This is a genomic window from Cupriavidus sp. UYPR2.512 (assembly GCF_000379565.1).
Taxonomy (GTDB): Bacteria; Pseudomonadota; Gammaproteobacteria; order Burkholderiales; family Burkholderiaceae; genus Cupriavidus.
This window is the reverse complement of sequence record NZ_KB902853.1, coordinates 283,639-306,237: the sequence shown is the minus strand read 5'-3', so window position 1 is coordinate 306,237 and position 22,599 is coordinate 283,639. Positions and strand designations below refer to the sequence as shown.

Below are 22,599 nucleotides of genomic sequence, written 5' to 3'. Positions count from 1 at the left end.
GCAAATACACTGGTGAGGTGCCAATCCCGGATCTCACCAATGGACATCACCTACTTCGAGAATGAGTATCTGCCCGGCGTGCAGCACTTCCAGTGCGAGCTCCTCAGAGCGAGCCTGTCGGTCGAGTCCTGCTCAGGCAACTGGCGCCGTGCCAACCACGAGCAGGATCTGGCGCGCCATCGCTGCCGGGGCTGCTCGGTCGGTGCGCAGCATGCCGGCGACAGTGGTGCCAGCACTTCGCCGTTTCGCGGAACGCTGATCTGCGGCCGATGCCATCGGGGCGCTTCCAGGCTGATCCACGCGCACCTCTGCGTGAGCTGCTACAACCGCGAGCGCGAGTGGCTGATCGGCAAGAACGGGAAGGGCAGCCCTCCGATCAAATTGGCGCGCCTGGACCCTCGTGGCGTCACCTACCAGCGCGCCGACGGCACCGTGCATACCCGAGCGATTGATCGGACGGTGGATACGGAGGAGGTGCTTGTCGCGGTGCTGCGCGACGAGCAGCAGGCGACAACATTCGGATTTGCCGGCAGGATGCGGGTGAGCGCTGAGGCAGCCCCCGCATCCGTGCCAGAGGGCTGCTAGCCAAAAGTCCGCTCTGCAAGCTCCACGGCGTCGTCCGTGTCCAGGTGCGTGTACCGGTTGAGCATCGCCAGGGTCTTGTGGCCGGTGACGGCTTGCACCTTGGCGATGTTCTTCTCGACACGGATCAGCTTCGTTGCGACAGTGTGGCGCGTGGTATGCAGCACCACCTGATCGAGCGGATCGTCGCGGTCTTGCCATAGACCGGCGCGTTTCCGTACGGCCTTCCAAAGCATGTCGATATTCTTTGGCCGTTCGGGGTGCCGGGGGTCAAAGAACAGGTAGTCGGAGCTCAAGGGCCGCACTTTCTTCGCCTCGATCAGCGCAGCCTTCACATCGCTCACCAGGGGCAGGGCGCGCGGTGAATCGTTTTTCGTCTTGGGCAACATCGCCACGGATCGGTCGAGGTCGATGTCCTGCCAGCGAAGTTTCAGCACTTCCGACTTGCGCGCTGCCGTGGTGAGGCAAACCCGCAGGAACAGGCGCATCATCGGCCAGCTACTGCCATCGCAGGCCGTGTAGAGGCTCTGCTCCTCGCCAGGCGTCAGGATCCGGCGTCTGCCATCGGACTCTTTCTCCTTGGACACGGCGCCACCCTTCATGGGGTGGATGGCGATGATCTCGCGTTGCATGGCGAAATTGAACACGCTGCTCAAGGTCGCCAGGTAGCGGTTGACGGTCGCCGGCGTGAGCGGTTTGTCCAGTTCAATTGGACCGGACGGGGAGTATCGGACGGCGGGTTTGACCAGCAGCGTAGCCTTGCACGTGTTAATGGCTCCGCGATTGATCTCGCCAGTCTTCATTGAGCCGAGTTCGGCGCGCCAGAAATCGATATGTGTCGGATCCCAGAACCTCGTGCCCTTGGTTGGCGGGGACTTGACGAATGCGTCTAGGAGGTCACCAAAGCTCGGCCCGGTAGCGGCGCCTAGGGCAGCTAACCCGGCGCTGTTTTCGTTCTCGCGCAGCCAGTCCTTAGCTTCTGTCTTGGTCGCGAACACCTTCGACTTGCTGACGGACTTGCCGCTGACGTTGCGGCGGATGAAGGCGCGGTGCGTAGTGACGGACTTGCCGGTTTTGGCGTCGGTCTTCTTGAGCGTGGTGATGGAGCCCATGATTCCTCGTGACTGGGTGGATTACGCAGATTTACGCACGACGTGCCGCAAACCCTTGCCAATCCTACTGTCACGAGTGATTTTAAGTCTGCTGAGTCTACCAATTTCTCCACGGCCGCACGGCAAGCCCGGTATTGTGGTGGCTCCGCATCCCGGATGCAAGCGCGTTGCTGCTGCGGGCGCCGGCTGAAAGCGCGCGGGGGCCGCAAAAAGTGACGCCACTGTTACGGCTGGTAACAATGTCGACCTTGCCGTTGCACCTGGAAAATTCCGAACCCCTACAATACGGATTAAGAGAAATCTCAATTTGAGAGGCGGATATGAAACGTTGGTGGCTCGCAGCATTCGGTGTCGCAGCCGGGCTTGCTTCTGGGGCAGCAATGGCCCATGTGAGCGTCGGCGTGGCAATCGGGGTGCCGGGCGTAGTGGTTGGCGCGCCCGCCTACTATCCGCCAGCCCCGGCTTACTATGCACCGCCGCCTGTCGTGGTGGCGCCTGCGCCGGTCTACTACGGCCCGCCGCCGGTGGTGGTACGCCCGCGTCCGGTCTATTACGGTCCTGGCTACTACGGCCCGCCGCGTTATTACGGCGGCCACCGCGGCTACTATGGCCCGCCGGGGTACTATCGTGGCCATGGACATGGCCATGGCCGTTGGCGCGACGACTGATCGTCGTTCGCCCTGCGCAAGCTTTTTGAAAGAGAAGGGTCCTCCGGGGCCCTTTCCTTTTTCCTGCCGCAGTGCGACATGAGGCGCTGAAGCCAGTTCCCGGAAATTCGCCCCCTTGCTGAGAATAGTCAAATTATTTGAACAGACTGCTCAAAGCGTCACCTCTATCGATATCAGGGTTTTCCCCTAAACTATTCTTGTGACATCGTGATGACAGCACCGCAAAGTGCTGCACGGTGCCTTGACCAACCAAAGAATAGCAAGGGGAATATCCATGAAGATCACCAAAGCCGTTGCTGCCGTCGCAGCGCTGGCCGCGCTGGGCGCGCTTTCCACCTCCGCATTTGCCGCCGTCGGCAAGGTCGATCCGTACCTGGACGGCGCCAGGGTCGGCAAGACGGACCCGTACACCGATGGTGCCAAGATGGGCAAGGTTGATCCGTTCACCGACGGTGCCCGCCTCGGCAAGCCCGATCCGTTCACCGATGGCGCGCGCATGGGCAAGCCCGATCCGTTCACCGACGGCGCACGCATGGGCAAGCCGGATCCGTTCTCGGACGGCGCCTGAATCGCTGTAGTCCGTGCATGATGAATGGCCTGCCAAAACGCGGGCCATTTTTGTTTTTGCCCGTGGTCCGGCGCGCCGCAGCGGGGCGCCTGCCATGACGATGGCCAGAGTGCGGCGCTATACTTCGGCCTCAACCAAATGAATGACCAGGAGAGTGGCATGCAGCAAAAGACGGTTCTGACGGCAGACGATGTGAAGAAGATCATGGCCGCAGCGGAAACCGAGGCGAAGAATCATCAATGGGCCGTGTCCATCGTCGTGGTGGACGATGGCGGCCATATGCTGGCGATGCAGCGCCTGGATGATGCCGCGCCGATCTCGGCCCACATTGCCAGCGAAAAGGCCCGTACCTCGGCGCTGGGCCGTCGCGAGTCGAAGGTCTACGAAGACATGATCAACAACGGCCGCTACTCGTTCATGACGGCGCCGGTGCTGCAAGGCATGCTGGAGGGCGGCGTGCCCATCGTCTGCAACGATCAGGTGGTCGGTGCAGTGGGCGTGTCGGGCGTGAAGTCGACCGAAGACGCGCAGATCGCGCGCGCCGGCATCGCTGCGCTGGGCCTGTAAAGCCCTTGCGCCGGCCACAGTGCCGGCGCATGAAAATGCCCCGCAGGCATGGCCTGCGGGGCGGCATAAAAGAGGGCGTGGCTGGGTACGGTCGGCCGGCGTGGGGTCTGAATCCCCCGCGACACCAGTACCTGGCTAGTGCCCAACACCTCGTTCCGAGGTGGTCCCCACAAAAGTCATTACTGCCACGTGCGTGGCACCCGCGCCCAACGCGGGTCTCGATCGCTTCCCTCTGGCTTCAACCTTGCGGTATCGCCGCGGGGCCGCGTCATTTCGTCAGGATCAGCTTGCCGTAGCGCGTGACGCGCAACGTGTAGACATCGCCGTTGTGCAGGATCGGCAGAGTGCTGGCGCCGTGCATGATGGCGTCCAGGGCGACCGGCTCGCCGACAGGCGCCGGCGACAGGCTGTCGCGCACCAGTGCCTCCAGCCGGGCGGGGAGGGCCGCCACGGCGGACTTCACGGATGCGATGGTCGACGGTGCTGCCTTCGCGCTGGCCTCGCGGCGCGGTTGCGCAGCGACCTCGACGCGGCGCAGCGACAGCCGGCGGCGGGTGACTTCACGCGGTTGCGACAGCGGCAGGGAAAGTGTGCTCATCTTCTGGCTCCGTTCTGCAATAAGGGCGCGCCGGTCACGGCGCAGTCGATGAAAGGATATTAAATGAGAATTGTTATCATTGCAATAGCCTTCGGCCAAGATTCGTGGAGCGACCATGAGCGGCCGGGAAGGGGCGCAGGGACGACGCAGCGCGGGCTGGTGGCATGAATTGAATCGGCGACATCAATGACAAAGGGCACCCTGAGGTGCCCTTTGCCGTTCCGGAGCGCCTGGCGGCGCCCGCTCAATGCTTGGGTTCGGTGATAAAGCCGATCTTGCCCAGGCCGCCGTGCTGCGCGGCGGCCATGACCTCGGCCACGCGCTCGTAGCGCACCTCGCGGTCCGCGCGCAGGTGCAGCTCAGGCTGCGGCTGCTGCTGCGCGGCCAGCGCGATATTGCTTTCCAGCGTGGCCTGGTCCACTTCCACCTGGTTCCAGAAGACCTTGCCGCTCGCGTCGATCGACACGTTGATGCTCTGCGGCTTCGGGTCGTTCGGGGTGTTGGTGGCGCGCGGCAGGTCGATCTTCACCGCGTGGTTGATCACGGGGATGGTGATGATGAAGATGATCAGCAGCACCAGCATGACGTCGACCAGCGGCGTCATGTTGATCTCGCTCATCACCTCGTCGTCGTCGCCGTCGAGAGTACCGAATGCCATGATGACTTCCTTGCTAGCGGTTTAGCGCTGTGCCGCGGCCAGGCGCACGGTGCCGTCTTCGGTGCGGGCGCCGGTGGGGCGCACGCGCGCGCCGGTGACGAAGTAGGCGTGCAGGTCGTGGGCAAAGCGGTTGAGCTTCGAGATCACCGACTTGTTGCCGCGGGTGAGGGCGTTATAGCCCAGCACGGCGGGAATTGCCACGGCCAGGCCGAAGGCGGTCATGATCAGCGCCTCGCCCACGGGGCCGGCAACCTTGTCGATGGTCGGCACGCCCGAGGCGCCGATGCCGATCAGCGCGTGGTAGATGCCCCACACGGTGCCGAACAGGCCGACGAACGGCGCGGTCGAGCCCACCGAGGCCAGCACTGCCAGGCCCGACTGCATGTGTGCCACCGACTCGTCGATGGAGCTTTTGAGCGAGCGGGTCAGCCAGTCGGAAATGTCCATCACGTCGTGCAGTTGCGGCTGGCTGGCGCGATGGTGCTGGGCGGCTTCCTTGCCGGCGATGGCCAGCGTGCGGAACGGGTTGGCATCGCCGGCGCCCAGGGTTTCGAGCGCGTGGTCGAAATCGTCCGAGTGCCAGAAGCGCTTTTCCGCGCCGTGCGCCATTTTCTTCAGGCGCACCAGATCCCACGCCTTGGTAAGGATCACGATCCATGAGGCGAGCGACATGATCAGCAGAATCATCGCGGTCGCACGCATGACGAAGTCGCCTTGCGTCCAGAGGTGGGAGAGTCCGAGGTCCTGCATGTGTTGGTTCCTGGTGAGTTCGCTTGGTTTAGGTCAGATCAGAGATCGGGAAATCCGGGGCGGTCAGTTCAGTTCGAAGCCGATCGGCTGCTGCGCCGTGACGGCAACGGCGCGGCCGTTGTCCAGGTAAGGCTTGCAGCGCATGGTCTGCACGGCCTCTACCGCGGCCTGGTCCAGGCGCGACGAACCGCTCGAGGATACGACGGAAGTCTTCACGACCTTGCCGCTTTCGTCGGTGGTCAGGCGCACCACGGCCTTGCCGGTCTCGCCCATGCGGCGTGACTGGGAAGGATACTTCGGTTGCGGCGGCGTGCACTGGATTTCGCCGATGCCGACTGCGCGCGGCGCGGCGGATACCGGCGCCGGGGCGGGCTCAGCGGCTGGTGCCGGGGGTGCCGGCGGCGCGGGAGGGGCCTCGGGCGCGTTCGGCGTCGGCGGCAGGCTGGCTACCGGCTGCGGGGTTGGCCTGGGCTGCGGCGGGGTCGGCTTGGGCGTGGTCACCTTCACCTGCTTGGGCGGGGTTTCCTGCTTGGGCTTGGGTTTGGGCGGCTCCGGCGGGGCTTCCTGCCTGGGAGGCTCCAGCGGGATGATGCGCGCGACGATTTCCGGCGAGATCACCGCCTCGGTCAGCTTGCGGCCCAGGCCGCTTTGGATCAGGTAGAGCAGGCCGACGTGGAACAGCAGTACGGCGAGCGTAATCTTGAAGAAGCGTTGGTCGAACATGTGTCAACAACAAAAGTCTGCCAGCGGTGGCACCGCAGCGGCGCTGTGTGCGCCGTCACTTGCGATAAAACAGGATCAGCGAGATGCCGCAACCGACCAGCAGGCTAAGCAGCAATTCCATGATAAACGCTCCTTCAACTGGGTTGCCGTGGGAGCGCCACTCTGGGGCAGCGTGTCAGCTGGCTAGTATAAACGATAATGATTCTTATTTGTTGTGATTTGTGCGTCGCAACTGGAATTTTCTGGCGCGGCACGTTATACCGGCAAGTCCAGACAGCATTCCGGGGGGAATGAAGCGGTGCACGCGCGCTGGCGCGCTCTGGCACTTTGCTGCGCTTCGGTGCCCCAGGCCACAATTGCCGGTGCCCGTTGCGCACAGGCATGCGCGGCTGGCGCCAAAGCGCGCTAGCATAGGAAGAAACTGTAGACGTGGCGGTGCCCCGGTCGCGGCCCCGCCATCGCGCACAGCGCGCTCGGGGACCCGTCCATGGACTTCACACGTTTTGCTGAAGATGACCGATCGACGCTTCTGCGCTCCATGCCTGGCACATCGTCCAGTTCAGCATTGGACTGGATGTGCGCCCAGTTTGCCCTGCGCGTGGTCTGCGCACTGGGCCCGCGCTTCAACCTGCGCAGCAATATCAACGATGTCCTGACCGTCAGCGCGCAGGAGATGGTGTGGCCGTACGGCGTGGTGCTGCGCGTGCAGCGCTTCCTGGCCGCGCGCTGCGCCGACATGCCGGCCTGGAAGGGCACCGCCCGCCTGACCCCTGAGGAATTCCTGGACCGCCACGGCCAGTGGAACAGCGCATTCGATGAAAGCGCGCTGTTCTATTACCTGGACGAGTACGTCAAGCACCACGCCAAGGACATGTTCGCCGTGTTCGACGCTTCGGCAGCTGCCATCGCCCAGCGCCTGGAAGGCGAGCGCGTGCTGCTGGTGCGCAATATCGACATGCTCAGCCATGTGCTGGACCTGCCCGAGCACGAGCGCAAGCTTCTGCTGTACGCGGCGCTGGCCAAGTACAAGCGCGACCTGCGCGCGGTGATGGTCGACTGCAAGGTGGCGCACAGCCAGGAAGCGTTCCAGATCCTGGCCGGCCTGACCGGCGCCGGCGCGGCCGACGTGGCCGCCTCGCTGCGGCCGGGCTCGCGGCTGGAGACCCTGAACCTGATTGAGCAGCCACTCCCGGAAAACAGCGTGACCGACCTGGGCGACCTGATGCGGCTCTCAGACCGGCTGCTGCATGTGCTGCTGGGCAACTACGCCAACGAAGCCGAGATGATGGCGGTGTTCACCCGCCCGGCCGCGCCGCCCACGCTGACTACTGCCGACTATCCCCATGTCGAGACCGACGCGCGCTACCTGTGCGCGCTGCTGAGCAATGCCACGCGCCAGCACGCCAGCGGCGTCAACGTACTGATCTATGGGCCGCCCGGCACCGGCAAGACCGAGTTCGCGCGGCTGCTGGCGCGTGAGGCCGGCTGCGAGTTGTATGAAGTGGATTGCCTGGACCGCGACGGCAACAGCCTGTCGGGCAAGGACCGCTACCGCTCGCTGCAGGTGTCGCAGGCCTTTCTGCGCGGGCGTGCGCATACCGCGCTGCTGTTCGACGAGGTGGAAGACGTCTTCCCCGGCAGCGCGCGCGAGCTGATGAGCCTGTTCGGCCAGGAAGACACGCGCGCCTCGGTGAACGGCAAGGCCTGGGTCAACCAGACGCTCGAGCAGAACCCGGTGCCGGTGATCTGGATCTCCAACTCGATCCGCCAGATCGACCCGGCCTACCTGCGCCGCTTCCAGTTCCACCTGGAACTGAAGATCCCGCCGCCGCTGGTGCGCGAGAACATTATCCGCAAGCATCTGGGTGGGCTGGATGTCAGCGACGCCTTTATCACCGGGCTGGCCGGGCGCAAGACGCTGACGCCGGCACAGGTGCAGTCGGCCGCGCGCTTCGTCGAACTGGCGCGGCCCGATGTTGAGGAACCGGTCGAGGCGCTGATCCTGCGCCAGCTGGAACACGCCGACCGCGCCATGGGGCTGCGCCCAGAGGCCGAGGCGCGGCCGGTGGTCACGCACTACCGGCTGGAGAACCTGCACCTGGAAACCCGCTACGAGGTGGTCAAGATCGTCGACGCGCTGCGCGTGCGCCAGCGCGGCACGCTGTGCTTCTACGGCCCGCCCGGCACCGGCAAGACCGCGCTGGCCGAGCATATCGCGGCCGAGCTGGACCTGCCGCTGATGATCCGCCGCGCCTCCGACCTGATGAGCAAATATGTGGGCGAGACCGAGCAGCAGATCGCCGCCATGTTCGCGCGCGCCGAAGAGGATGGGGCGGTGCTGCTGCTGGACGAGGCCGACAGCTTTATGCAGAGCCGCCAGCAGGCGGTGCGCAACTATGAGATCTCCGAGGTCAACGAGATGCTGCAGGGCATGGAGCGCTTTAACGGCATCTTTATCTGCACCACCAACCTGTTCGATCGCATCGACGAGGCCGCGCTGCGCCGCTTCTCGTTCAAGATCCGCTTCCTGGCGCTCAAGCCCGCGCAGCGCGTGGCGATGTTTGTCGACGAGGCGCTTGACGGCGAGGCCGCCGGCCTGACCGACAGCATGCGCCGCGAGCTGGATATGATGGATTGCCTGACGCCGGGCGACTTTGCCACGGTCAAGCGCCAGTGCGTGCTGTTGGGCGAGGCGCTGACGCCGGATGAGTTCCTGGCGCAGCTGCGCCAGGAACACGCAATCAAGCCCGAGGTGCGGGAGCACCGGCCACTGGGCTTCCTCCAGTAAGCGGGGCGCCGGTCAGAGCGCCGGCGCCGGCTCGATCACCACCGTTTCCGCATCCGCTTCCACCTGCAGCAGCGTGGCTGCCATGGCGCGCAGGTGCGCGGCGTCCTTGGTGGAGGCAAAGCGGTCGTGCGGGGTGGCAGCGGGCGCGGCGGCCAGCTTGTGTTCGGCCAGCTTGCGCGCCAGCTGGCGCGCAATGGCGCTGCCGGTGTCGACCAGTGCCAGCTGGTCGCCAACCATCGCCCGGATCGTGCCGGAGAGAAAAGGGTAGTGGGTGCAGCCCAGCACCAGCGTGTCGGCGCCGGCCTCCAGCATGGGCGTCAGGTAGGCATCCAGGCGCTGGCGCACGGCCGGGCCGTCGGTCTCGCCTTGTTCGATCAGCGACACCAGTCCCAGGCCCGCCTCGCACAGGAAGCGGCTTTCGCCTTCCAGCGATGTCAGCAGCCGCGCGAACTTGGCGCTCTTGAGGGTATTGGCGGTGGCCAGCACGCCCACGACCTTGCTGCGGCTGGCGGCCGCAGCCGGCTTCAGGCCCGGCTCGACGCCGATGATCGGCACCGCCAGCCGCTCGCGCAGCGTCTGCACCGCATGCATGGTGGCGGTATTGCAGGCGATCACCAGCGCCTTGCAACCCTGGCCGAGCAGCCATTCGCAGGCCTGCAGCGTGCGCGCCTCGACAAAGGCCTCGGGCTTCTCGCCATAGGGCGCGTACCTCGAATCCGCCAGGTACAGCAGCGATTCATGGGGCAGCAGCGCGCGGATCTCGCGCAGCACGGACAGGCCGCCGAGGCCGGAATCGAAGACGCCGATGGGTGCGGGGTTCACGGGGGGGGCAGGGACGACAAGAAACAAGGTAGAAAAAAGCCGGGTCGGAACCCGGCTTTTTTTTCGAGCGCGACGGCAGATTCTACCGTTTTGCCAGGCTTACAGCGCGGCGACCGGGATCTTGCCGATCTTGGCCTGCCATTCCGCGGGGCCGGTCTTGTGCACCGAGGTGCCTTCGCTATCCACGGCGACCGTCACCGGCATGTCCTTGACGTCGAACTCGTAGATGGCCTCCATGCCCAGGTCTTCGAAGCCGACCACCTTGGCTTCCTTGATCGCCTTGGCCACCAGGTAGGCGGCGCCGCCCACGGCCATCAGGTAGGCCGACTTGTGCTTCTTGATGGCCTCGATCGCCACCGGGCCGCGCTCGGCCTTGCCGATCATCGAGATCAGGCCGGTTTCGGCCAGCATCATCTCGGTGAACTTGTCCATGCGCGTGGCGGTGGTGGGGCCGGCCGGGCCGACCGCCTCGTCGCGCACCGGATCGACCGGGCCGACGTAGTAGATCACGCGGTTCTTGAAGTCCACCGGCAGCTTCTCGCCCTTGGCCAGCATGTCGGCGATGCGCTTGTGCGCGGCGTCGCGGCCGGTCAGCATCTTGCCGTTGAGCAGCAGGGTCTGGCCCGGCTTCCACGATGCGACTTCTTCCGGCGTCAGCGTGTTCAGGTCGACGCGCTTGGAGGTCTCGGTGTTAGGTGCCCACTCCACCTTCGGCCATTGCGACAGGTCAGGCGCTTCCAGCTTGGCCGGGCCGCTGCCGTCCAGCGTGAAGTGCACGTGGCGGGTGGCGGCGCAGTTGGGGATCATCGCGACCGGCTTGGACGCGGCGTGCGTCGGGCAGGCCATGATCTTGACGTCCAGCACGGTGGCCAGGCCGCCCAGGCCTTGCGCGCCGATGCCGAGGGCGTTGACCTTCTCGTACAGCTCGACGCGCAGTTCCTCCACCCAGTCCTTCGGGCCGCGGGCGATGATGTCCTGGATGTCGATGGACTCCATCAGCGATTCCTTGGCCATCACCATGGCCTTCTCGGCGGTGCCGCCGATGCCGATGCCCAGCATGCCCGGCGGGCACCAGCCGGCGCCCATGGTAGGCACGGTCTTCAGCACCCAGTCGACGATCGAGTCAGACGGGTTCAGCATCACGAACTTGGACTTGTTCTCCGAGCCGCCGCCCTTGGCCGCGACCTGGATGTCGACGGTGTTGCCCGGCACCACTTCGTAGTGGATCACGGCCGGGGTGTTGTCCTTGGTGTTCTTGCGGCCGCCTTCGGGCGGGCTGACGATCGAGGCGCGCAGCACGTTGTCCGGGTGCGTGTAGCCGCGGCGCACACCCTCGTTGATCATGTCGGTCAGGCCCATGGTGGCGCCGTCCCAGCGCACGTCCATCCCCACCTTGACGAAGATCGTGACGATGCCGGTATCCTGGCAGATCGGGCGCTTGCCCTCGGCGCACATGCGGCTGTTGGTCAGGATCTGCGCGATCGCGTCCTTGGCCGCCGGGCTCTGCTCCAGCTCATAGGCACGGCCCAGGCTGGTGATGTAGTCCATCGGGTGGTAGTAGCTGATGTACTGCAGGGAGTCGGCGACGCTCTGGATGAGGTCTTCTTGCTTGATGACAGTCATTTTGTGGGGGAGGGCAGCGGTGAAACACAGCCTGAAATCATACACTGAGCCGGGGCGCTCTGCCCGGCTGCATACATCCGTCTACAGCCGGGAATGTGCGGCACGCGCCGCTAGTTGCGTGGGGGGTGGGCTAAAAAGCAAAAACCGCGGCACATGGCCGCGGTCTGGCTGGGACTAGGCGTCCGATGGCGCATTAATGTGATTAGTGCTTATTGTGTGAGCCGGCCGGGTGCGTCACCATCCGGTCCACCCATGCCATGGCGACCGCCGACAGCAGGAAGGCAATATGGATGGCCACCTGCCACATGATGGTGTGCGTCGTGCGCTGCTCAGCATCGATAAAGGTCTTGAGCAGGTGGATCGACGAAATCCCGATCAGCGCCATCGACAGCTTGACCTTGAGCACCCCGGCGTTGACGTGGTCCAGCCATTCCGGCTCGTCCGGGTGGTTGTCGATGCCCAGCCGCGAGACGAAGGTCTCATAGCCGCCCACGATCACCATGATCAGCAGGTTGGAGATCATCACCACATCGATCAGGCCCAGCACCACCAGCATGATCTTGTTCTCGTCGAACTCGGTCACATGCGCCAGCAGGTGCCAGACTTCGACCAGGAAGTGGTAGACATAGACGCCCTGGGCCACGATCAGGCCCAGGTAAAGCGGCAACTGCAGCCAGCGCGACGCGAAGATGATGCTTGGGATCGGCCGCATGGTCTGCGGCCTGGTCATTGGATTGGAAGCCATGGGCGGGGCGGTGTCGGCGAGTTGAAAGTCGGCGTGGATTGTAGCAAGCGCCGATGACCGGGCGGTGTTACCGGCCGTAACCGAAGACTGCCACCGTTCGTCGCCGGCGTGGCTCAACCCGCGGCGCCAGGATCGGCGCCGGCCGCCTTGCCGCGCCACGCGCCGCGCGCGATCCGCCCCGGCCAGCTGGCCAGCACGATCCCGGCCAGCACGCACACCAGCGCCACCCCATGCGGCCAGCCCGGCTGCTCGCCCAGGAAGACGATGCCGTAGGTGGCAGCCGCCACCGGCAGCACTGAGGTGAACACCCCGGCCAGCGCCGCCGGCACATGGCGGATGCCCTTCATCCACAGCCAGAACGAGAACACGCTGGCCGAGAGCGCATACCACAACACCATCAGCCAGGTCTGCACCGGCACCGTGGTGGCATCGAAGCTCAGCAGCGGCACCAGCCCCAGCGGCAGCATCAGCAGCCCGCCGATCAGGTGCGTGTAGGCGCAGATCTCGATCGCGGCCAGGGTCTGCGTGAGCCGGCGCGACAGGATCACGTAGATCGACTCGCATACCACCGCGCCCATGATCATCAGGTTGCCCAGCCATGCCTGGCTGCCGCTGCCGGCACCATGCGCATCGCCGCGGGCGATGTTCAGCACCGCGATGCCGGTCATCGCCAGCAGCACCGACGCCACCGTGCGCCGCGACAGCCGCTCGCGCAGCAGCAACCATGACAGGATCGCCACCGTGGCCGGGATGGTGCTGGTGATCACGCCGGCAGCCATGGCGCTGGTCAGCCGCACGCCATTGAGCATCAGCAGCGTAAACAGGAAGGTACCGAAGAACGCCTGCAGGAACAGGTTCAGCCATTCCCCGCGCGAGACCCGGCACATGCGCGCGGGCCGGTACCACGGCGCCAGGCAGACGATGGCGATGACAAAGCGCAGCAGCGCGAACAGCAGCACCGGCACGTGGGCGATGATCGATTTGCCGAGTCCGACATTGCTGCCGACCAGCGCCATCGAGGCGATCAGGAAGAGGGCGTAGACCGGGGAGAATGCTGAAGGATTGGCGGGCACGGGCACGGCCTTGGTCGTCCGGCAGGACGCCGCGGCGCTTTGGCGCGGCAGGTACAGGGCCGGCGGGAGCGGCAAGGGCAAGCGCCGCATTCAGGTATGGAACTCGCGGCATTATAGCTGTGCTAGCCTAATGGAGAAGGCTGCACTTTCGCGCCGGGCGGTGCGCCGCCGTCGCTGCACTGCAGCACGCGATGGGTGTGGTTCCGCCGCCAACCGTCAGGTTTAAGTAAGCCGTCGGGCGTAACTTGGCAGCCAAAGCCAGTCCAAAATCAGGAGACAAGCCTATGTCCGCCATCGAATCGGTGATGCAAGAGCATCGCGTGTTCAACCCGCCTGAAGGCTTCGCCAGCCAGGCCGCGATCCCCAGCATGGAGGCCTACCGCGCCCTGTGCGACGAAGCCGAGCGCGACTATGAAGGCTTCTGGGCCCGCCATGCGCGCGAGTTGCTGCACTGGACCAAGCCCTTTGCCAGGGTGCTGGACGAAAGCAACGCACCGTTCTACAAGTGGTTCGAAGACGGCGAACTCAACGCCTCTTACAACTGCCTGGACCGCAACCTGCAGAACGGCAACGCCGACAAGGTCGCGATCGTGTTCGAGGCCGACGACGGCACCGTGACCCGCGTCACCTACCGCGAGCTGCACGGCAAGGTGTGCCGCTTTGCCAACGGCCTGAAGGCGCTCGGGGTCAAGAAGGGCGACCGCGTGGTGATCTACATGCCGATGTCGATCGAAGGCGTGGTCGCGATGCAGGCTTGTGCACGCCTGGGCGCCACGCACTCGGTCGTGTTCGGCGGCTTCTCGGCCAAGTCGCTGCAGGAGCGGCTGGTGGACGTGGGCGCGGTGGCGCTGATTACTGCCGATGAGCAGATGCGCGGCGGCAAGGCCCTGCCGCTGAAGGCGATTGCCGACGATGCGCTGGCGCTGGGCGGCTGCGATGCCGTCAGGAACGTGATCGTCTACCGCCGCACCGGCGGCAAGGTTGCCTGGACGGAAGGCCGCGACCGCTGGATGGAAGATGTCTGCGCCGGCCAGCCGGATACCTGCGAGGCCGAGCCCGTCAGCGCCGAGCATCCGCTGTTCGTGCTCTACACCTCCGGCTCCACCGGCANGCCCAAGGGCGTGCAGCACAGCACCGGCGGCTACCTGCTGTGGGCGCTGATGACGATGAAATGGACCTTCGACATCAAGCCCGATGACCTGTTCTGGTGTACCGCCGACATCGGCTGGGTCACCGGCCACACCTATATCGCCTACGGCCCGCTGGCCGCCGGCGCCACCCAGGTAGTGTTCGAAGGCGTGCCGACCTACCCGAACGCCGGCCGCTTCTGGGACATGATCGCGCGCCACAAGGTCAGCATCTTCTACACCGCGCCGACCGCGATCCGCTCGCTGATCAAGGCCGCCGAGGCTGATGAGAAGATCCATCCGAAGCAATACGACCTGTCCAGCCTGCGCCTGCTCGGCACCGTGGGCGAGCCGATCAATCCGGAAGCGTGGATGTGGTACTACAAGAACATCGGCAACGAGCGCTGCCCGATCGTCGACACCTTCTGGCAGACCGAGACCGGCGGCCACATGATCACGCCGCTGCCGGGCGCGACGCCGCTGGTGCCGGGCTCGTGCACGCTGCCGCTGCCGGGCATCATGGCCGCCATCGTCGACGAGACCGGCCATGACGTGCCCAACGGCAACGGTGGCATCCTGGTGGTCAAGCGCCCGTGGCCGGCCATGATCCGCACCATCTGGGGCGATCCGGAGCGCTTCAGGAAGAGCTACTTCCCCGAAGAGCTCGGCGGCAAGCTCTACTTGGCCGGCGACGGCTCGATCCGCGACAAGGACACGGGCTACTTCACCATCATGGGCCGCATCGACGACGTGCTGAACGTGTCGGGCCACCGCATGGGGACCATGGAGATCGAGTCGGCGCTGGTGTCCAACCCGCTGGTGGCCGAAGCCGCCGTGGTGGGCCGCCCCGACGACATGACCGGCGAGGCCATCTGCGCCTTCGTCGTGCTCAAGCGCGCGCGTCCGACTGGCGAAGATGCCGTCAAGATCGCGACGGAACTGCGCAACTGGGTCGGCAAGGAGATCGGTCCGATCGCCAAGCCCAAGGACATCCGCTTTGGCGATAACCTGCCCAAGACGCGCTCGGGCAAGATCATGCGGCGCCTGCTGCGGTCGCTGGCCAAGGGAGAGGAGATCACGCAGGACACCTCGACGCTGGAGAATCCGGCCATCCTGGAGCAGCTCAAGCAGGCGCAGTGATCCTGTAGCTTCGGCCCGATCTAGCCCTTGAACCCGCCGCCGCGTTCCCGCGCGCCGGCGGGTTTGTTACGATAGCCGCCCACCGACCACGAACCGTCCCCCATGCCTGAAGCCCAGTCGCGCTTTCGCCGACGGTTGCTGCTGTACTACGGCCTGTTCACGCTAGGGTTGTTCGGCTTCGTCGGCATGATGGGGCTGCTGGAACGCTCCAATGCCGATGCGCTGTGGCTCGGTTACGTCTTCCTCTTCATCACCATTGCGATCTATGCCTGCATCGGGCTGATCTGCCGCACCTCGGACCTGAACGAGTATTACGTCGCCTCGCGGCGCGTGCCGGCGCTGTTCAACGGCATGGCGATTGCCGCCGACTGGATGAGCGCGGCGTCCTTCATCGGCCTGGCCGGCATCCTGTTTTCCTCGGGCTACGAAGGGCTGGCCTATGTGATGGGCTGGACCGGCGGCTACTGCCTGGTGGCCTTCCTGCTGGCGCCGTACCTGCGCAAGTACGGCGGCTACACCATTCCCGATTTCCTGGCAGCGCGCTACGGCAACGGCAAGCCCGGCGGCAACCTGCCAGTGCGCGCGATCGCGGTGCTGGCGGCTTCGCTATGCTCCTTCGTTTACCTGGTGGCGCAGATCCAGGGCGTGGGGCTGGTAGTGACGCGCTTTATCGGCGTGGAGTTTGCCGTCGGCATCTTCTTCGGCCTGGCCGGCATCCTGGTGTGCTCGTTCCTTGGCGGCATGCGCGCGGTCACATGGACGCAGGTAGCGCAGTACATCATGATGATCGTGGCCTTCCTGGTCACGGTATCGATGATCGCCTGGAAGCATCACCACGAAGCGCTGCCGCAGCTCAGCTACGGCACGCTATTGTCGCAACTCGACGCGCGCGAGCAGCAGCTGGAGCGCGAGCCGGCCGAGCAGGCCGTGCGCGAGTACTACCGGCAGCAGGCCATCCTGCTGCAGGAGCGCACCGCCCGGCTGCCCGATTCCTTTGCCCAGGAGCGTGACGCGCTCGACGCGCGGCTGCAGGACCTGCGCACGCACAATGCCCCGCTGCGCGAGATCAAGTCGCTGGAGCGCGAACGGCTGGAATTCCCGCGCGACCCCGCGGCGGCACAGCAGCAGTGGAACCAGCAGCGGGCAGACGCACTGGCCCGCAGCCGCCATTCGCTGTCATCGACCGAGCCCTATCCCGCGGCATCGGAGCACGAGCGCGAGACCAAGCGGCTGAATTTTGTCTTGCTGGTGTTCTGCCTGATGGTCGGCACCGCCAGCCTGCCGCACATCCTGACGCGGCTCTACACTACGCCGTCGGTCAAGGAAACGCGCAACTCCGTGGCCTGGGCCGTGTTCTTCATTGCCTTGCTGTACGTGTCCGCGCCCACGCTGGCTGCGCTGGTGAAATATGAGTTCTTCCAGCACCTGGTGGGCACCTCCTACGCCGAATTGCCTCAGTGGGTGGTGCAATGGCGCAAGGTCGATCCACCGGTGTTCGGCATCCGCGATGTCAACGGCGACGGCATCGTGCAATGGGCCGAGATCCTGCTGCAGCCCGACATGATCGTGCTGGCCGCCCCGGAAATCGCCGGCCTGCCATACGTGATTTCCGGCCTGATCGCTGCCGGCGCCCTGGCCGCCGCGCTGTCCACTGCCGACGGCCTGCTGCTGACCATTGCCAATGCGCTCTCGCACGACGTCTTCTATCACATGGTTGACCGCCAGGCGAGCCACCAGCGCCGCGTCACCACCGCCAAGATCGTGTTGCTGGGCGTGGCGCTTTTTGCCTCTTACGTCACATCGCTGCGCCCGGGCAATATCCTGTTCCTGGTCGGCGCCGCGTTCTCGCTGGCCGCCTCCAGCTTCTTCCCGGTACTGGTCCTCGGCATCTTCTGGCGCCGCACCACCGCGGCCGGCGCCGTCGCTGGCATGGCCGCCGGACTGGGCGTGGCGGTCTACTACATCATCGTCAACTACCCGTTCTTCACCCGCATGACCGGCATCTTCGGCAACCGCTGGTTCGGCGTCGACCCGATCGCCTCCGGCGCCTTCGGCGTGCCCGCCGGTTTCGCCGTGGCCATCATCGTCAGCCTGCTGACGCCACGCAATGCGCCGGTGATCGACCGGCTGGTGAGCTACCTGCGCAAGGGGTAGGGCGGATGGGATTGTCAAGCAAGGCGGAATGCGGCGACGAAGCACTGGATTCGCCAGGCAACTCTGCTATAATCTCGGACTTCCCGGAGAGATGGATGAGTGGTTTAAGTCGCACGCCTGGAAAGCGTGTATAGGTTAATAGCCTATCGGGGGTTCGAATCCCCCTCTCTCCGCCAGAACACTGTGCAAAGCGAAGCCGCCCGTCTGGGCGGCTTTTTTGTTTCCAGTCCCTGGTAGCTCCATGATGCCTGATGGGCTCAAAGAAAAGCCCTCGGCCAGGGTAGGCGAGGGCTGAAGTAGTAGTGGGCGAGTCGCGGGATCGCCCGTGAGGATGGTCGTACAGGACCTCGTATCGCGCATCCCTCTAAATAGAGGTGTTGCCGCAGGGCGACATGGCTTGCCAGTCATCACGACGAATGCATGACTTCCATCTCGGCGCGCCGGATTGGCTGAGCGTGCCGATCCAATTGTTCTGTCCGCCAAGTTCCTGTGTCCGTGAGAGGGCTTCCGTCATGTATCCGGTGCCCGGTATCCTCTCGGCCATGGCCAAACTCACCTTCCAACCCGAAATCCGCCCCGCCTTGCCCGCAGACGCGCAAGCGGTGGAAGACATCCTGACCGACACCTACCTCGGCACCTGGAAGCCGCAACTGACAGCCGCTGCGGCAGCCGCCTATGAACGGCAAGGCAAGACCCGAAGCTACGTCGAAGCCCGCTTGCAAGCATTCCGCGTAGCCTGCGTGGATGGCGTGCCGGCGGCCATGGTGGACTGGGAAAACAACTTCATCTGGGCCCTGCATGTCGGGCGAACATGGCAGCGCATGGGGCTGGGCGGGGCGCTGCTGGCCCATGCCGAAGGCGAGATTGCCAGCGCAGGGCATCGCGAGGCGAGGCTGGAGACGGACACGTTCAACGTGCAAAGCCGCGCGTTCTACCGGCGCCATGGTTATGCCGAGATCGATTTCTATCCCGACGAGAGCTGGGACAGCGGCTTTACCACTGTGCTGTTGTCGAAAGCGCTGCCGTCAGCCTGAGTCTGCGCGCTGGCGCCGACATGGCACGGGTAGCCAACTTCATGCGCAAATTGCATGAACCTGCCTGCCCGCCTGTGAAAGAATCAGGCGTCTCTTTTGAATCTCTGGCACTTGTCCCCATGTCCGACCCCATCGTCCACCTCAACGGCACCCTGACCCCCCTTTCCGAAGCCCGCATCCCCGTCCTCGACCGCGGCTTCATCTTTGGCGATGGCATCTACGAAGTCATTCCGTACTACAACGGCAAGCCATTCCGCGGGGACCAGCATCTGGCCCGCCTGCACCGCAGCCTGGAGGGCATCGGGATTCCTGATCCGTACAGCGCCGGTCAGTGGCTGGAGCTGGTCGGCGAGGTGGTCGAAGCCAACGGCCTGTCGGACCAGCTGGTCTACATCCAGGTGTCGCGCGGCGTCGCCAAGCGCACGCATGCATTTCCGAAAGAGGTCGTGCCGACGGTGCTGATCATGACCAACCCGATGGCGTTGCCGTCGGCGCAGATGCTTGAGCAGGGCGTGGCGTGCGTGACGATGGAGGACCGGCGCTGGCTGAACTGCCAGATCAAGTCGACGTCGCTGCTGGGCAACGTGCTGGCGGCGCAGCATGCGGTGGAGCACGGCGTGATCGAGGCGATCCAGTTCCGGGATGGCTGGCTGACCGAGGCATCGGCTTCCAATGTGTGGGTGGTGCGCGATGGCCGCGTGATGGCGCCGCCCAAGGACAACCTGATCCTGGAAGGCATCCGCTACGGGTTCATGGAAGAGGTCTGTGCCGCGATGGGGATTGCGCTGGAGGCGCGCCGCATCGCGAAGGAAGAGGTGTTCGCCGCCGACGAGGTGCTGCTGTCGTCGGCCAGCAAGGAGCTGCTGCCGGTGGTGACTATCGATGGCCGCAGCATTGGCAAGGGGATGCCGGGGCCGGTCTTTGCCCGGCTTTACGCCGCGTACCAGGCTGCCAAGGCTGCGCTTTGAGCTGATTTGCGTGCGTGCTAGGATGCCTCGGGATTCATCGAGGAGTCAGCCATGGCCAAGCGTGAGCGTGGCCGGCGTGCCCTGCAGGACGAGGTGAGCCGGCGCATCCAGCAAATCTATGAAATCGGCGAGGACGGTGCCAAGGTCCGGGTGCCGGCGCCCGTGCCGCACGCGCGCGACGCCCGCGGGCGCAACTGGAATATGACGGGCTTCGGCAATGCGTCCGGCTACGAGGCCAGCATCCGCGCGGTGGTCGACAAGGTGCGCGACGAGTTCGACCTGAGTGAAGCGCCAGAGAACCGCGCGCCCAATCCGTTCGGCGACTGAAGCGCCGGCCGCCGTCCTAGTCGACCGATACGATGATGGCGACGCGCCGGTTCTCGCTGCGTCCGGCGGCGGTGCGGTTTTCGGCCACCGGGAGGCTCTTGCCCCGTCCGCGAACTTCGATGTTTTCCGGCGCAAAGCCGGCGCCTGCCAGCAGCCTTGCCACGGCTTCGGCGCGCCGCACTGACAGCGACTGGTTGTATTCGGCCGAGCCCGCGTCGTCGGTGTGACCATCCACGCGCAGGCGCTCGATGCCTGCGCCCTTCAGCGCCCGCCCGAGGCGCTGCACATTGGCGGCGCGCTCGGCGTCGATCAGGTCCTCATTGAATCCGAACAGCAGCTTGTCTGACAAGCCGAGTTCCCAGCCTTCATCGGTCAGCGCGAAGCCTTCCTGCTTCAGCACCGCGACCTGGGCCGCAGACAGCCCGGTGGCTGGCGGCGCGGTCTGGCAGCCGGCCAGCGACAGCCCCGCCAGCACGACGGCGGCGAGCCAGAGTTTCCACAGGGATTTCCAGCAGGGCGGGGTCAGGCGTTCGGGCATGCGGGTTCTCACTGCGTAACGTCCAGGCGCGGCTCGGCACTTTGCCAGGTGCCGCCGGAGCGCCGCTTGGCGCCGTACATGGCGGCGTCGGCCGCGTGCAGCAGGGCCTGGCTGCCTTGCGCGTGGACCGGGAAGACGGCCAGGCCGATGCTGAGCGAGGCTTGCACCGTGCTGCCGTCGGGCAGGTCGATCGGGGCGGACATTGCCTGCAGGATATGCTCGGCGATATGGATGGCGTCGCGCGGTGCACGCAGCGCTGCGGCCAGCACGGCGAATTCGTCGCCGCCGATGCGCGCCACGGTGTCGCCGGTGCGCAGGCTGGCGCGGATGCGCTGGGCCACGGCCACCAGCACGGTGTCGCCGGCGGCATGGCCGTGGCGGTCGTTGATGTTCTTGAAATCGTCACTGTCCAGGTACAGCACGGCTGCGCATTCGTCGTTGGCCGCGGCATGGCGCACGGCGTGCTCCAGCGCTTCGACGAAGGCGGCGCGGTTGAGCAGGCCGGTCAGTGCATCGTGGTTGGCGCGGTGGGCGAGCGAGCGGTTCTCGTGCTGCATCTGGTTCTGCCAGGTCTGCAGTTCGTCCAGCAGGCCGTTGAAGTCCTCGCTGAGGGCATTGAGTTCTGCGATGGTGGCCGGTGGCGTGCGCTGCGCGAAATCGCGCTCGGAGCGCACCGCGTGCGCCACGCGCATCAGATTGCGCAGCGGCTCGACGATCTGCACCAGCAGCCGGCTGGCCAGATAGTGGGCGCCGACGGCGGTCAGCAGCAGGCAGCCAAGCAGGCCGAGCGCGCCCTGCAGCAGGAAATGCAGCAGGTTGCGGGGGTCGCCGCTGACGCGCAGCATGCCGACCTGTTGGGTCTGGTGCAGGATCGGTTGTTCCACGATGCCCATGCTCAGCCACTCGCTCAGCACGTGGCGCAAGCCGGTCAGTGGCGCCTGGCCGGGGCGCTGCCATTCGGCCAGCACGTGGTTGTCGTGGTCGTAGACGGTGGCGTGCGCGATGTCCTCGGACGCGGCGATGGCCGCCAGCGTCTCGCCGGTGGCCGCCTGATCGCGGAATACGACCGGCGCTTCCAGCGTGTAGGCGATCGAGCGGGCCACCAGCCGCACGTTGTGGTCGGCATAGACGCGCAGTGCGGTCAGGCCAAGGGCGGTCAGCGACACCCCGGCAGTGAATACCGCGATCAGCGCCACGCCCAGGTGGATCCGGCGCAGCACGCTGTAGAGGGTGGGGCGGGCGCCGTTGCCGCGCGCCGGCTGGCGGGCGCTCATGATGGCGCTCCCTTGCGGCGGCCCAGTTGCAGCACGCCGGGGTGCACGTGCACCCCGCTGCGGGCGAGCGTGTCGAGGTTGACGCGGAACGAGACCTGCTGGTCGCGGATACTAAGGCAGAACATGCTGCCGGCCTCGCACTCGAAGTCTTCCTCGGCGATCACCAGTACCGGGCGGCCGGTCAGTTCGCCCGACAGGCGCTTGCGGCGGGCTTCGTTCATGGCGCCGACGTAGAGGGCATCGCAGTCCGGATGCAGCATGTCGGCCAGCACGTCGACCTGGCGCGCGCGCACTGACCGGCCGTTGGCGAGCGTGCCGCCTTCCATCAGCCGGGCGGAGTAGCGGCCGGTGCTGTCCACGCACAGCCGCACGGGGTCGCGCTCAACCGGCCAGCGTGCATACCCCAGCAGGCTGAAGACCACGCGCGCGACCAGGTCGGTGCGCTGCGGCGCGGGCTGCGCCGTCACCGCCGGCGGCAGCATGGCCGGCAGCACCGCCAGCGTCACGGCGAGCAGGGCCGGCAGGGCGCGGCGCAGCAGCGGGGGCAGTCGGGCGGAATCGGCACGGGGAAGGGCGCTGGCTGGGGCAGGAGCCATGGTCTGGGGAAGGAGGTTCGGTACGGCCGGTATGGGTGACTGGCTGGCCGCAGCCGCGGTTATTGTCCGGGGGCGGGTTTCGGGCGGTCAAGCGTTCGCCACGGGCGGGCTCGGCCCCGGAACGCGCTTGTGCGGGCATGTTTGCGTGGGGCCCGTTTGCGACG

Annotated in this window: 22 protein-coding genes and 1 tRNA gene; 11 read left to right on the top strand and 12 right to left on the bottom strand. The window is 65.7% G+C overall.

Features of this window, described 5'->3' with window-relative positions; all coding sequences use genetic code 11:
* Window positions 1-39 precede the first annotated feature (39 nt).
* A complete protein-coding gene (locus tag A3A5_RS0104125; protein WP_018309369.1) occupies window positions 40-585 on the top strand; it encodes a hypothetical protein in 546 nt (181 codons plus the stop codon).
* Here the strand turns inward: A3A5_RS0104125 and A3A5_RS0104120 are convergent.
* Window positions 582-1,694, bottom strand: coding sequence for a site-specific integrase (locus tag A3A5_RS0104120; RefSeq protein WP_018309368.1), 1,113 nt, complete (start codon window positions 1,692-1,694; stop codon window positions 582-584). The two genes, A3A5_RS0104125 and A3A5_RS0104120, sit on opposite strands and share 4 nt — an antisense overlap.
* Window positions 1,695-2,014: 320 nt before the next feature.
* On the opposite strand from A3A5_RS0104120, the gene A3A5_RS0104115 reads away from it, so the two are divergent.
* The 3 genes from A3A5_RS0104115 (at window position 2,015) to A3A5_RS0104105 (ending at window position 3,497) form a co-directional block, all read left to right on the top strand.
* A complete protein-coding gene (locus A3A5_RS0104115) occupies window positions 2,015-2,362 on the top strand; it encodes a hypothetical protein (RefSeq protein ID WP_013957348.1) in 348 nt (115 codons plus the stop codon).
* A gap of 274 nt (window positions 2,363-2,636) precedes the next feature.
* Window positions 2,637-2,930, top strand: coding sequence for a hypothetical protein (locus A3A5_RS0104110; protein ID WP_018309366.1), 294 nt, complete (start codon window positions 2,637-2,639; stop codon window positions 2,928-2,930).
* Between the two features lie 159 nt (window positions 2,931-3,089).
* Entirely contained in the window at window positions 3,090-3,497 is a 408-nt protein-coding gene (locus A3A5_RS0104105; protein ID WP_018309365.1) for a heme-binding protein, read from the top strand.
* 268 nt (window positions 3,498-3,765) lie between these two features.
* Here A3A5_RS0104105 and A3A5_RS0104100 read toward each other — a convergent pair whose 3' ends face one another.
* The 4 genes from A3A5_RS0104100 to A3A5_RS0104085 all read right to left on the bottom strand — a co-directional run bounded on the left by A3A5_RS0104100 (window position 3,766) and on the right by A3A5_RS0104085 (window position 6,226).
* The gene (locus tag A3A5_RS0104100) at window positions 3,766-4,095 is read right to left on the bottom strand and encodes a hemin uptake protein HemP (protein WP_018309364.1); all 330 of its coding nucleotides are present in this window, start codon (window positions 4,093-4,095) and stop codon (window positions 3,766-3,768) included.
* 244 nt (window positions 4,096-4,339) lie between these two features.
* Complete coding sequence (locus A3A5_RS0104095; RefSeq protein ID WP_018309363.1) at window positions 4,340-4,753, bottom strand: biopolymer transporter ExbD; 414 nt, start codon at window positions 4,751-4,753, stop codon at window positions 4,340-4,342.
* A gap of 21 nt (window positions 4,754-4,774) precedes the next feature.
* The gene (locus tag A3A5_RS0104090; protein WP_018309362.1) at window positions 4,775-5,503 is read right to left on the bottom strand and encodes a MotA/TolQ/ExbB proton channel family protein; all 729 of its coding nucleotides are present in this window, start codon (window positions 5,501-5,503) and stop codon (window positions 4,775-4,777) included.
* A 63-nt stretch (window positions 5,504-5,566) separates the two neighbouring features.
* On the bottom strand, window positions 5,567-6,226 hold the full coding sequence (locus A3A5_RS0104085) for an energy transducer TonB (RefSeq protein ID WP_018309361.1): 660 nt from the start codon (window positions 6,224-6,226) through the stop codon (window positions 5,567-5,569).
* A 487-nt stretch (window positions 6,227-6,713) separates the two neighbouring features.
* Between A3A5_RS0104085 and A3A5_RS0104080 the strand changes: the two genes are divergently transcribed.
* Entirely contained in the window at window positions 6,714-9,014 is a 2,301-nt protein-coding gene (locus tag A3A5_RS0104080; RefSeq protein WP_026200438.1) for an AAA family ATPase, read from the top strand.
* Between the two features lie 12 nt (window positions 9,015-9,026).
* Here the strand turns inward: A3A5_RS0104080 and murI are convergent, their stop codons facing one another.
* From murI to A3A5_RS0104060, 4 genes are all read right to left on the bottom strand, one after another.
* Window positions 9,027-9,836 carry a glutamate racemase gene (gene murI, locus A3A5_RS0104075; RefSeq protein WP_018309359.1) on the bottom strand — a complete coding sequence of 270 codons (810 nt, stop codon included), beginning with the start codon at window positions 9,834-9,836 and terminating at the stop codon, window positions 9,027-9,029.
* Window positions 9,837-9,935: 99 nt separating this feature from the next.
* The gene (locus A3A5_RS0104070) at window positions 9,936-11,459 is read right to left on the bottom strand and encodes a fumarate hydratase (RefSeq protein ID WP_010814713.1); all 1,524 of its coding nucleotides are present in this window, start codon (window positions 11,457-11,459) and stop codon (window positions 9,936-9,938) included.
* Between the two features lie 202 nt (window positions 11,460-11,661).
* On the bottom strand, window positions 11,662-12,204 hold the full coding sequence (locus A3A5_RS0104065) for a TIGR00645 family protein (RefSeq protein ID WP_026200437.1): 543 nt from the start codon (window positions 12,202-12,204) through the stop codon (window positions 11,662-11,664).
* A 113-nt stretch (window positions 12,205-12,317) separates the two neighbouring features.
* A complete protein-coding gene (locus A3A5_RS0104060) occupies window positions 12,318-13,277 on the bottom strand; it encodes a DMT family transporter (RefSeq protein ID WP_026200436.1) in 960 nt (319 codons plus the stop codon).
* A 284-nt stretch (window positions 13,278-13,561) separates the two neighbouring features.
* Between A3A5_RS0104060 and acs the strand changes: the two genes are divergently transcribed.
* From acs to A3A5_RS0104030, 6 genes are all read left to right on the top strand, one after another.
* Window positions 13,562-15,544 carry an acetate--CoA ligase gene (gene acs, locus A3A5_RS0104055; RefSeq protein WP_018309356.1) on the top strand — a complete coding sequence of 661 codons (1,983 nt, stop codon included), beginning with the start codon at window positions 13,562-13,564 and terminating at the stop codon, window positions 15,542-15,544.
* A gap of 102 nt (window positions 15,545-15,646) precedes the next feature.
* Entirely contained in the window at window positions 15,647-17,698 is a 2,052-nt protein-coding gene (locus A3A5_RS0104050) for a sodium:solute symporter family protein (RefSeq protein ID WP_026200435.1), read from the top strand.
* 85 nt (window positions 17,699-17,783) lie between these two features.
* Window positions 17,784-17,874, top strand: a tRNA-Ser gene (locus A3A5_RS0104045).
* A gap of 366 nt (window positions 17,875-18,240) precedes the next feature.
* A complete protein-coding gene (locus A3A5_RS0104040; protein ID WP_035811802.1) occupies window positions 18,241-18,732 on the top strand; it encodes a GNAT family N-acetyltransferase in 492 nt (163 codons plus the stop codon).
* A gap of 119 nt (window positions 18,733-18,851) precedes the next feature.
* A complete protein-coding gene (locus A3A5_RS0104035) occupies window positions 18,852-19,700 on the top strand; it encodes a D-amino acid aminotransferase (RefSeq protein WP_018309353.1) in 849 nt (282 codons plus the stop codon).
* A 51-nt stretch (window positions 19,701-19,751) separates the two neighbouring features.
* Entirely contained in the window at window positions 19,752-20,027 is a 276-nt protein-coding gene (locus A3A5_RS0104030) for a hypothetical protein (protein ID WP_013957332.1), read from the top strand.
* A 16-nt stretch (window positions 20,028-20,043) separates the two neighbouring features.
* Here the strand turns inward: A3A5_RS0104030 and A3A5_RS0104025 are convergent, their stop codons facing one another.
* Genes A3A5_RS0104025 through A3A5_RS0104015 form a run of 3 tightly spaced genes read right to left on the bottom strand, consistent with a single transcriptional unit; the run spans window position 20,044 to window position 22,435 of the window.
* Window positions 20,044-20,565 (bottom strand): OmpA family protein, encoded by a 522-nt coding sequence (locus A3A5_RS0104025; protein ID WP_018309352.1) that lies wholly within the window; start codon window positions 20,563-20,565, stop codon window positions 20,044-20,046.
* A gap of 8 nt (window positions 20,566-20,573) precedes the next feature.
* Window positions 20,574-21,839 (bottom strand): diguanylate cyclase domain-containing protein, encoded by a 1,266-nt coding sequence (locus A3A5_RS0104020; protein WP_018309351.1) that lies wholly within the window; start codon window positions 21,837-21,839, stop codon window positions 20,574-20,576.
* A complete protein-coding gene (locus A3A5_RS0104015) occupies window positions 21,836-22,435 on the bottom strand; it encodes a YfiR family protein (RefSeq protein ID WP_018309350.1) in 600 nt (199 codons plus the stop codon). Before A3A5_RS0104015 ends, A3A5_RS0104020 begins: the two co-directional genes overlap by 4 nt.
* Window positions 22,436-22,599 lie beyond the last annotated feature (164 nt).

Bases quoted from the DNA above. Each gene is read 5' to 3' on its own strand.
- A3A5_RS0104125 (WP_018309369.1), top strand. From the start codon at position 40: ATGGACATCACCTACTTCGAGAATGAGTATCTGCCCGGCGTGCAGCAC.
- A3A5_RS0104120 (WP_018309368.1), bottom strand. From the start codon at position 1,694: ATGGGCTCCATCACCACGCTCAAGAAGACCGACGCCAAAACCGGCAAG.
- A3A5_RS0104115 (WP_013957348.1), top strand. From the start codon at position 2,015: ATGAAACGTTGGTGGCTCGCAGCATTCGGTGTCGCAGCCGGGCTTGCT.
- A3A5_RS0104110 (WP_018309366.1), top strand. From the start codon at position 2,637: ATGAAGATCACCAAAGCCGTTGCTGCCGTCGCAGCGCTGGCCGCGCTG.
- A3A5_RS0104105 (WP_018309365.1), top strand. From the start codon at position 3,090: ATGCAGCAAAAGACGGTTCTGACGGCAGACGATGTGAAGAAGATCATG.
- A3A5_RS0104100 (WP_018309364.1), bottom strand. From the start codon at position 4,095: ATGAGCACACTTTCCCTGCCGCTGTCGCAACCGCGTGAAGTCACCCGC.
- A3A5_RS0104095 (WP_018309363.1), bottom strand. From the start codon at position 4,753: ATGGCATTCGGTACTCTCGACGGCGACGACGACGAGGTGATGAGCGAG.
- A3A5_RS0104090 (WP_018309362.1), bottom strand. From the start codon at position 5,503: ATGCAGGACCTCGGACTCTCCCACCTCTGGACGCAAGGCGACTTCGTC.
- A3A5_RS0104085 (WP_018309361.1), bottom strand. From the start codon at position 6,226: ATGTTCGACCAACGCTTCTTCAAGATTACGCTCGCCGTACTGCTGTTC.
- A3A5_RS0104080 (WP_026200438.1), top strand. From the start codon at position 6,714: ATGGACTTCACACGTTTTGCTGAAGATGACCGATCGACGCTTCTGCGC.
- A3A5_RS0104070 (WP_010814713.1), bottom strand. From the start codon at position 11,459: ATGACTGTCATCAAGCAAGAAGACCTCATCCAGAGCGTCGCCGACTCC.
- A3A5_RS0104065 (WP_026200437.1), bottom strand. From the start codon at position 12,204: ATGGCTTCCAATCCAATGACCAGGCCGCAGACCATGCGGCCGATCCCA.
- A3A5_RS0104050 (WP_026200435.1), top strand. From the start codon at position 15,647: ATGCCTGAAGCCCAGTCGCGCTTTCGCCGACGGTTGCTGCTGTACTAC.
- A3A5_RS0104040 (WP_035811802.1), top strand. From the start codon at position 18,241: ATGGCCAAACTCACCTTCCAACCCGAAATCCGCCCCGCCTTGCCCGCA.
- A3A5_RS0104035 (WP_018309353.1), top strand. From the start codon at position 18,852: ATGTCCGACCCCATCGTCCACCTCAACGGCACCCTGACCCCCCTTTCC.
- A3A5_RS0104030 (WP_013957332.1), top strand. From the start codon at position 19,752: ATGGCCAAGCGTGAGCGTGGCCGGCGTGCCCTGCAGGACGAGGTGAGC.
- A3A5_RS0104025 (WP_018309352.1), bottom strand. From the start codon at position 20,565: ATGCCCGAACGCCTGACCCCGCCCTGCTGGAAATCCCTGTGGAAACTC.
- A3A5_RS0104020 (WP_018309351.1), bottom strand. From the start codon at position 21,839: ATGAGCGCCCGCCAGCCGGCGCGCGGCAACGGCGCCCGCCCCACCCTC.
- A3A5_RS0104015 (WP_018309350.1), bottom strand. From the start codon at position 22,435: ATGGCTCCTGCCCCAGCCAGCGCCCTTCCCCGTGCCGATTCCGCCCGA.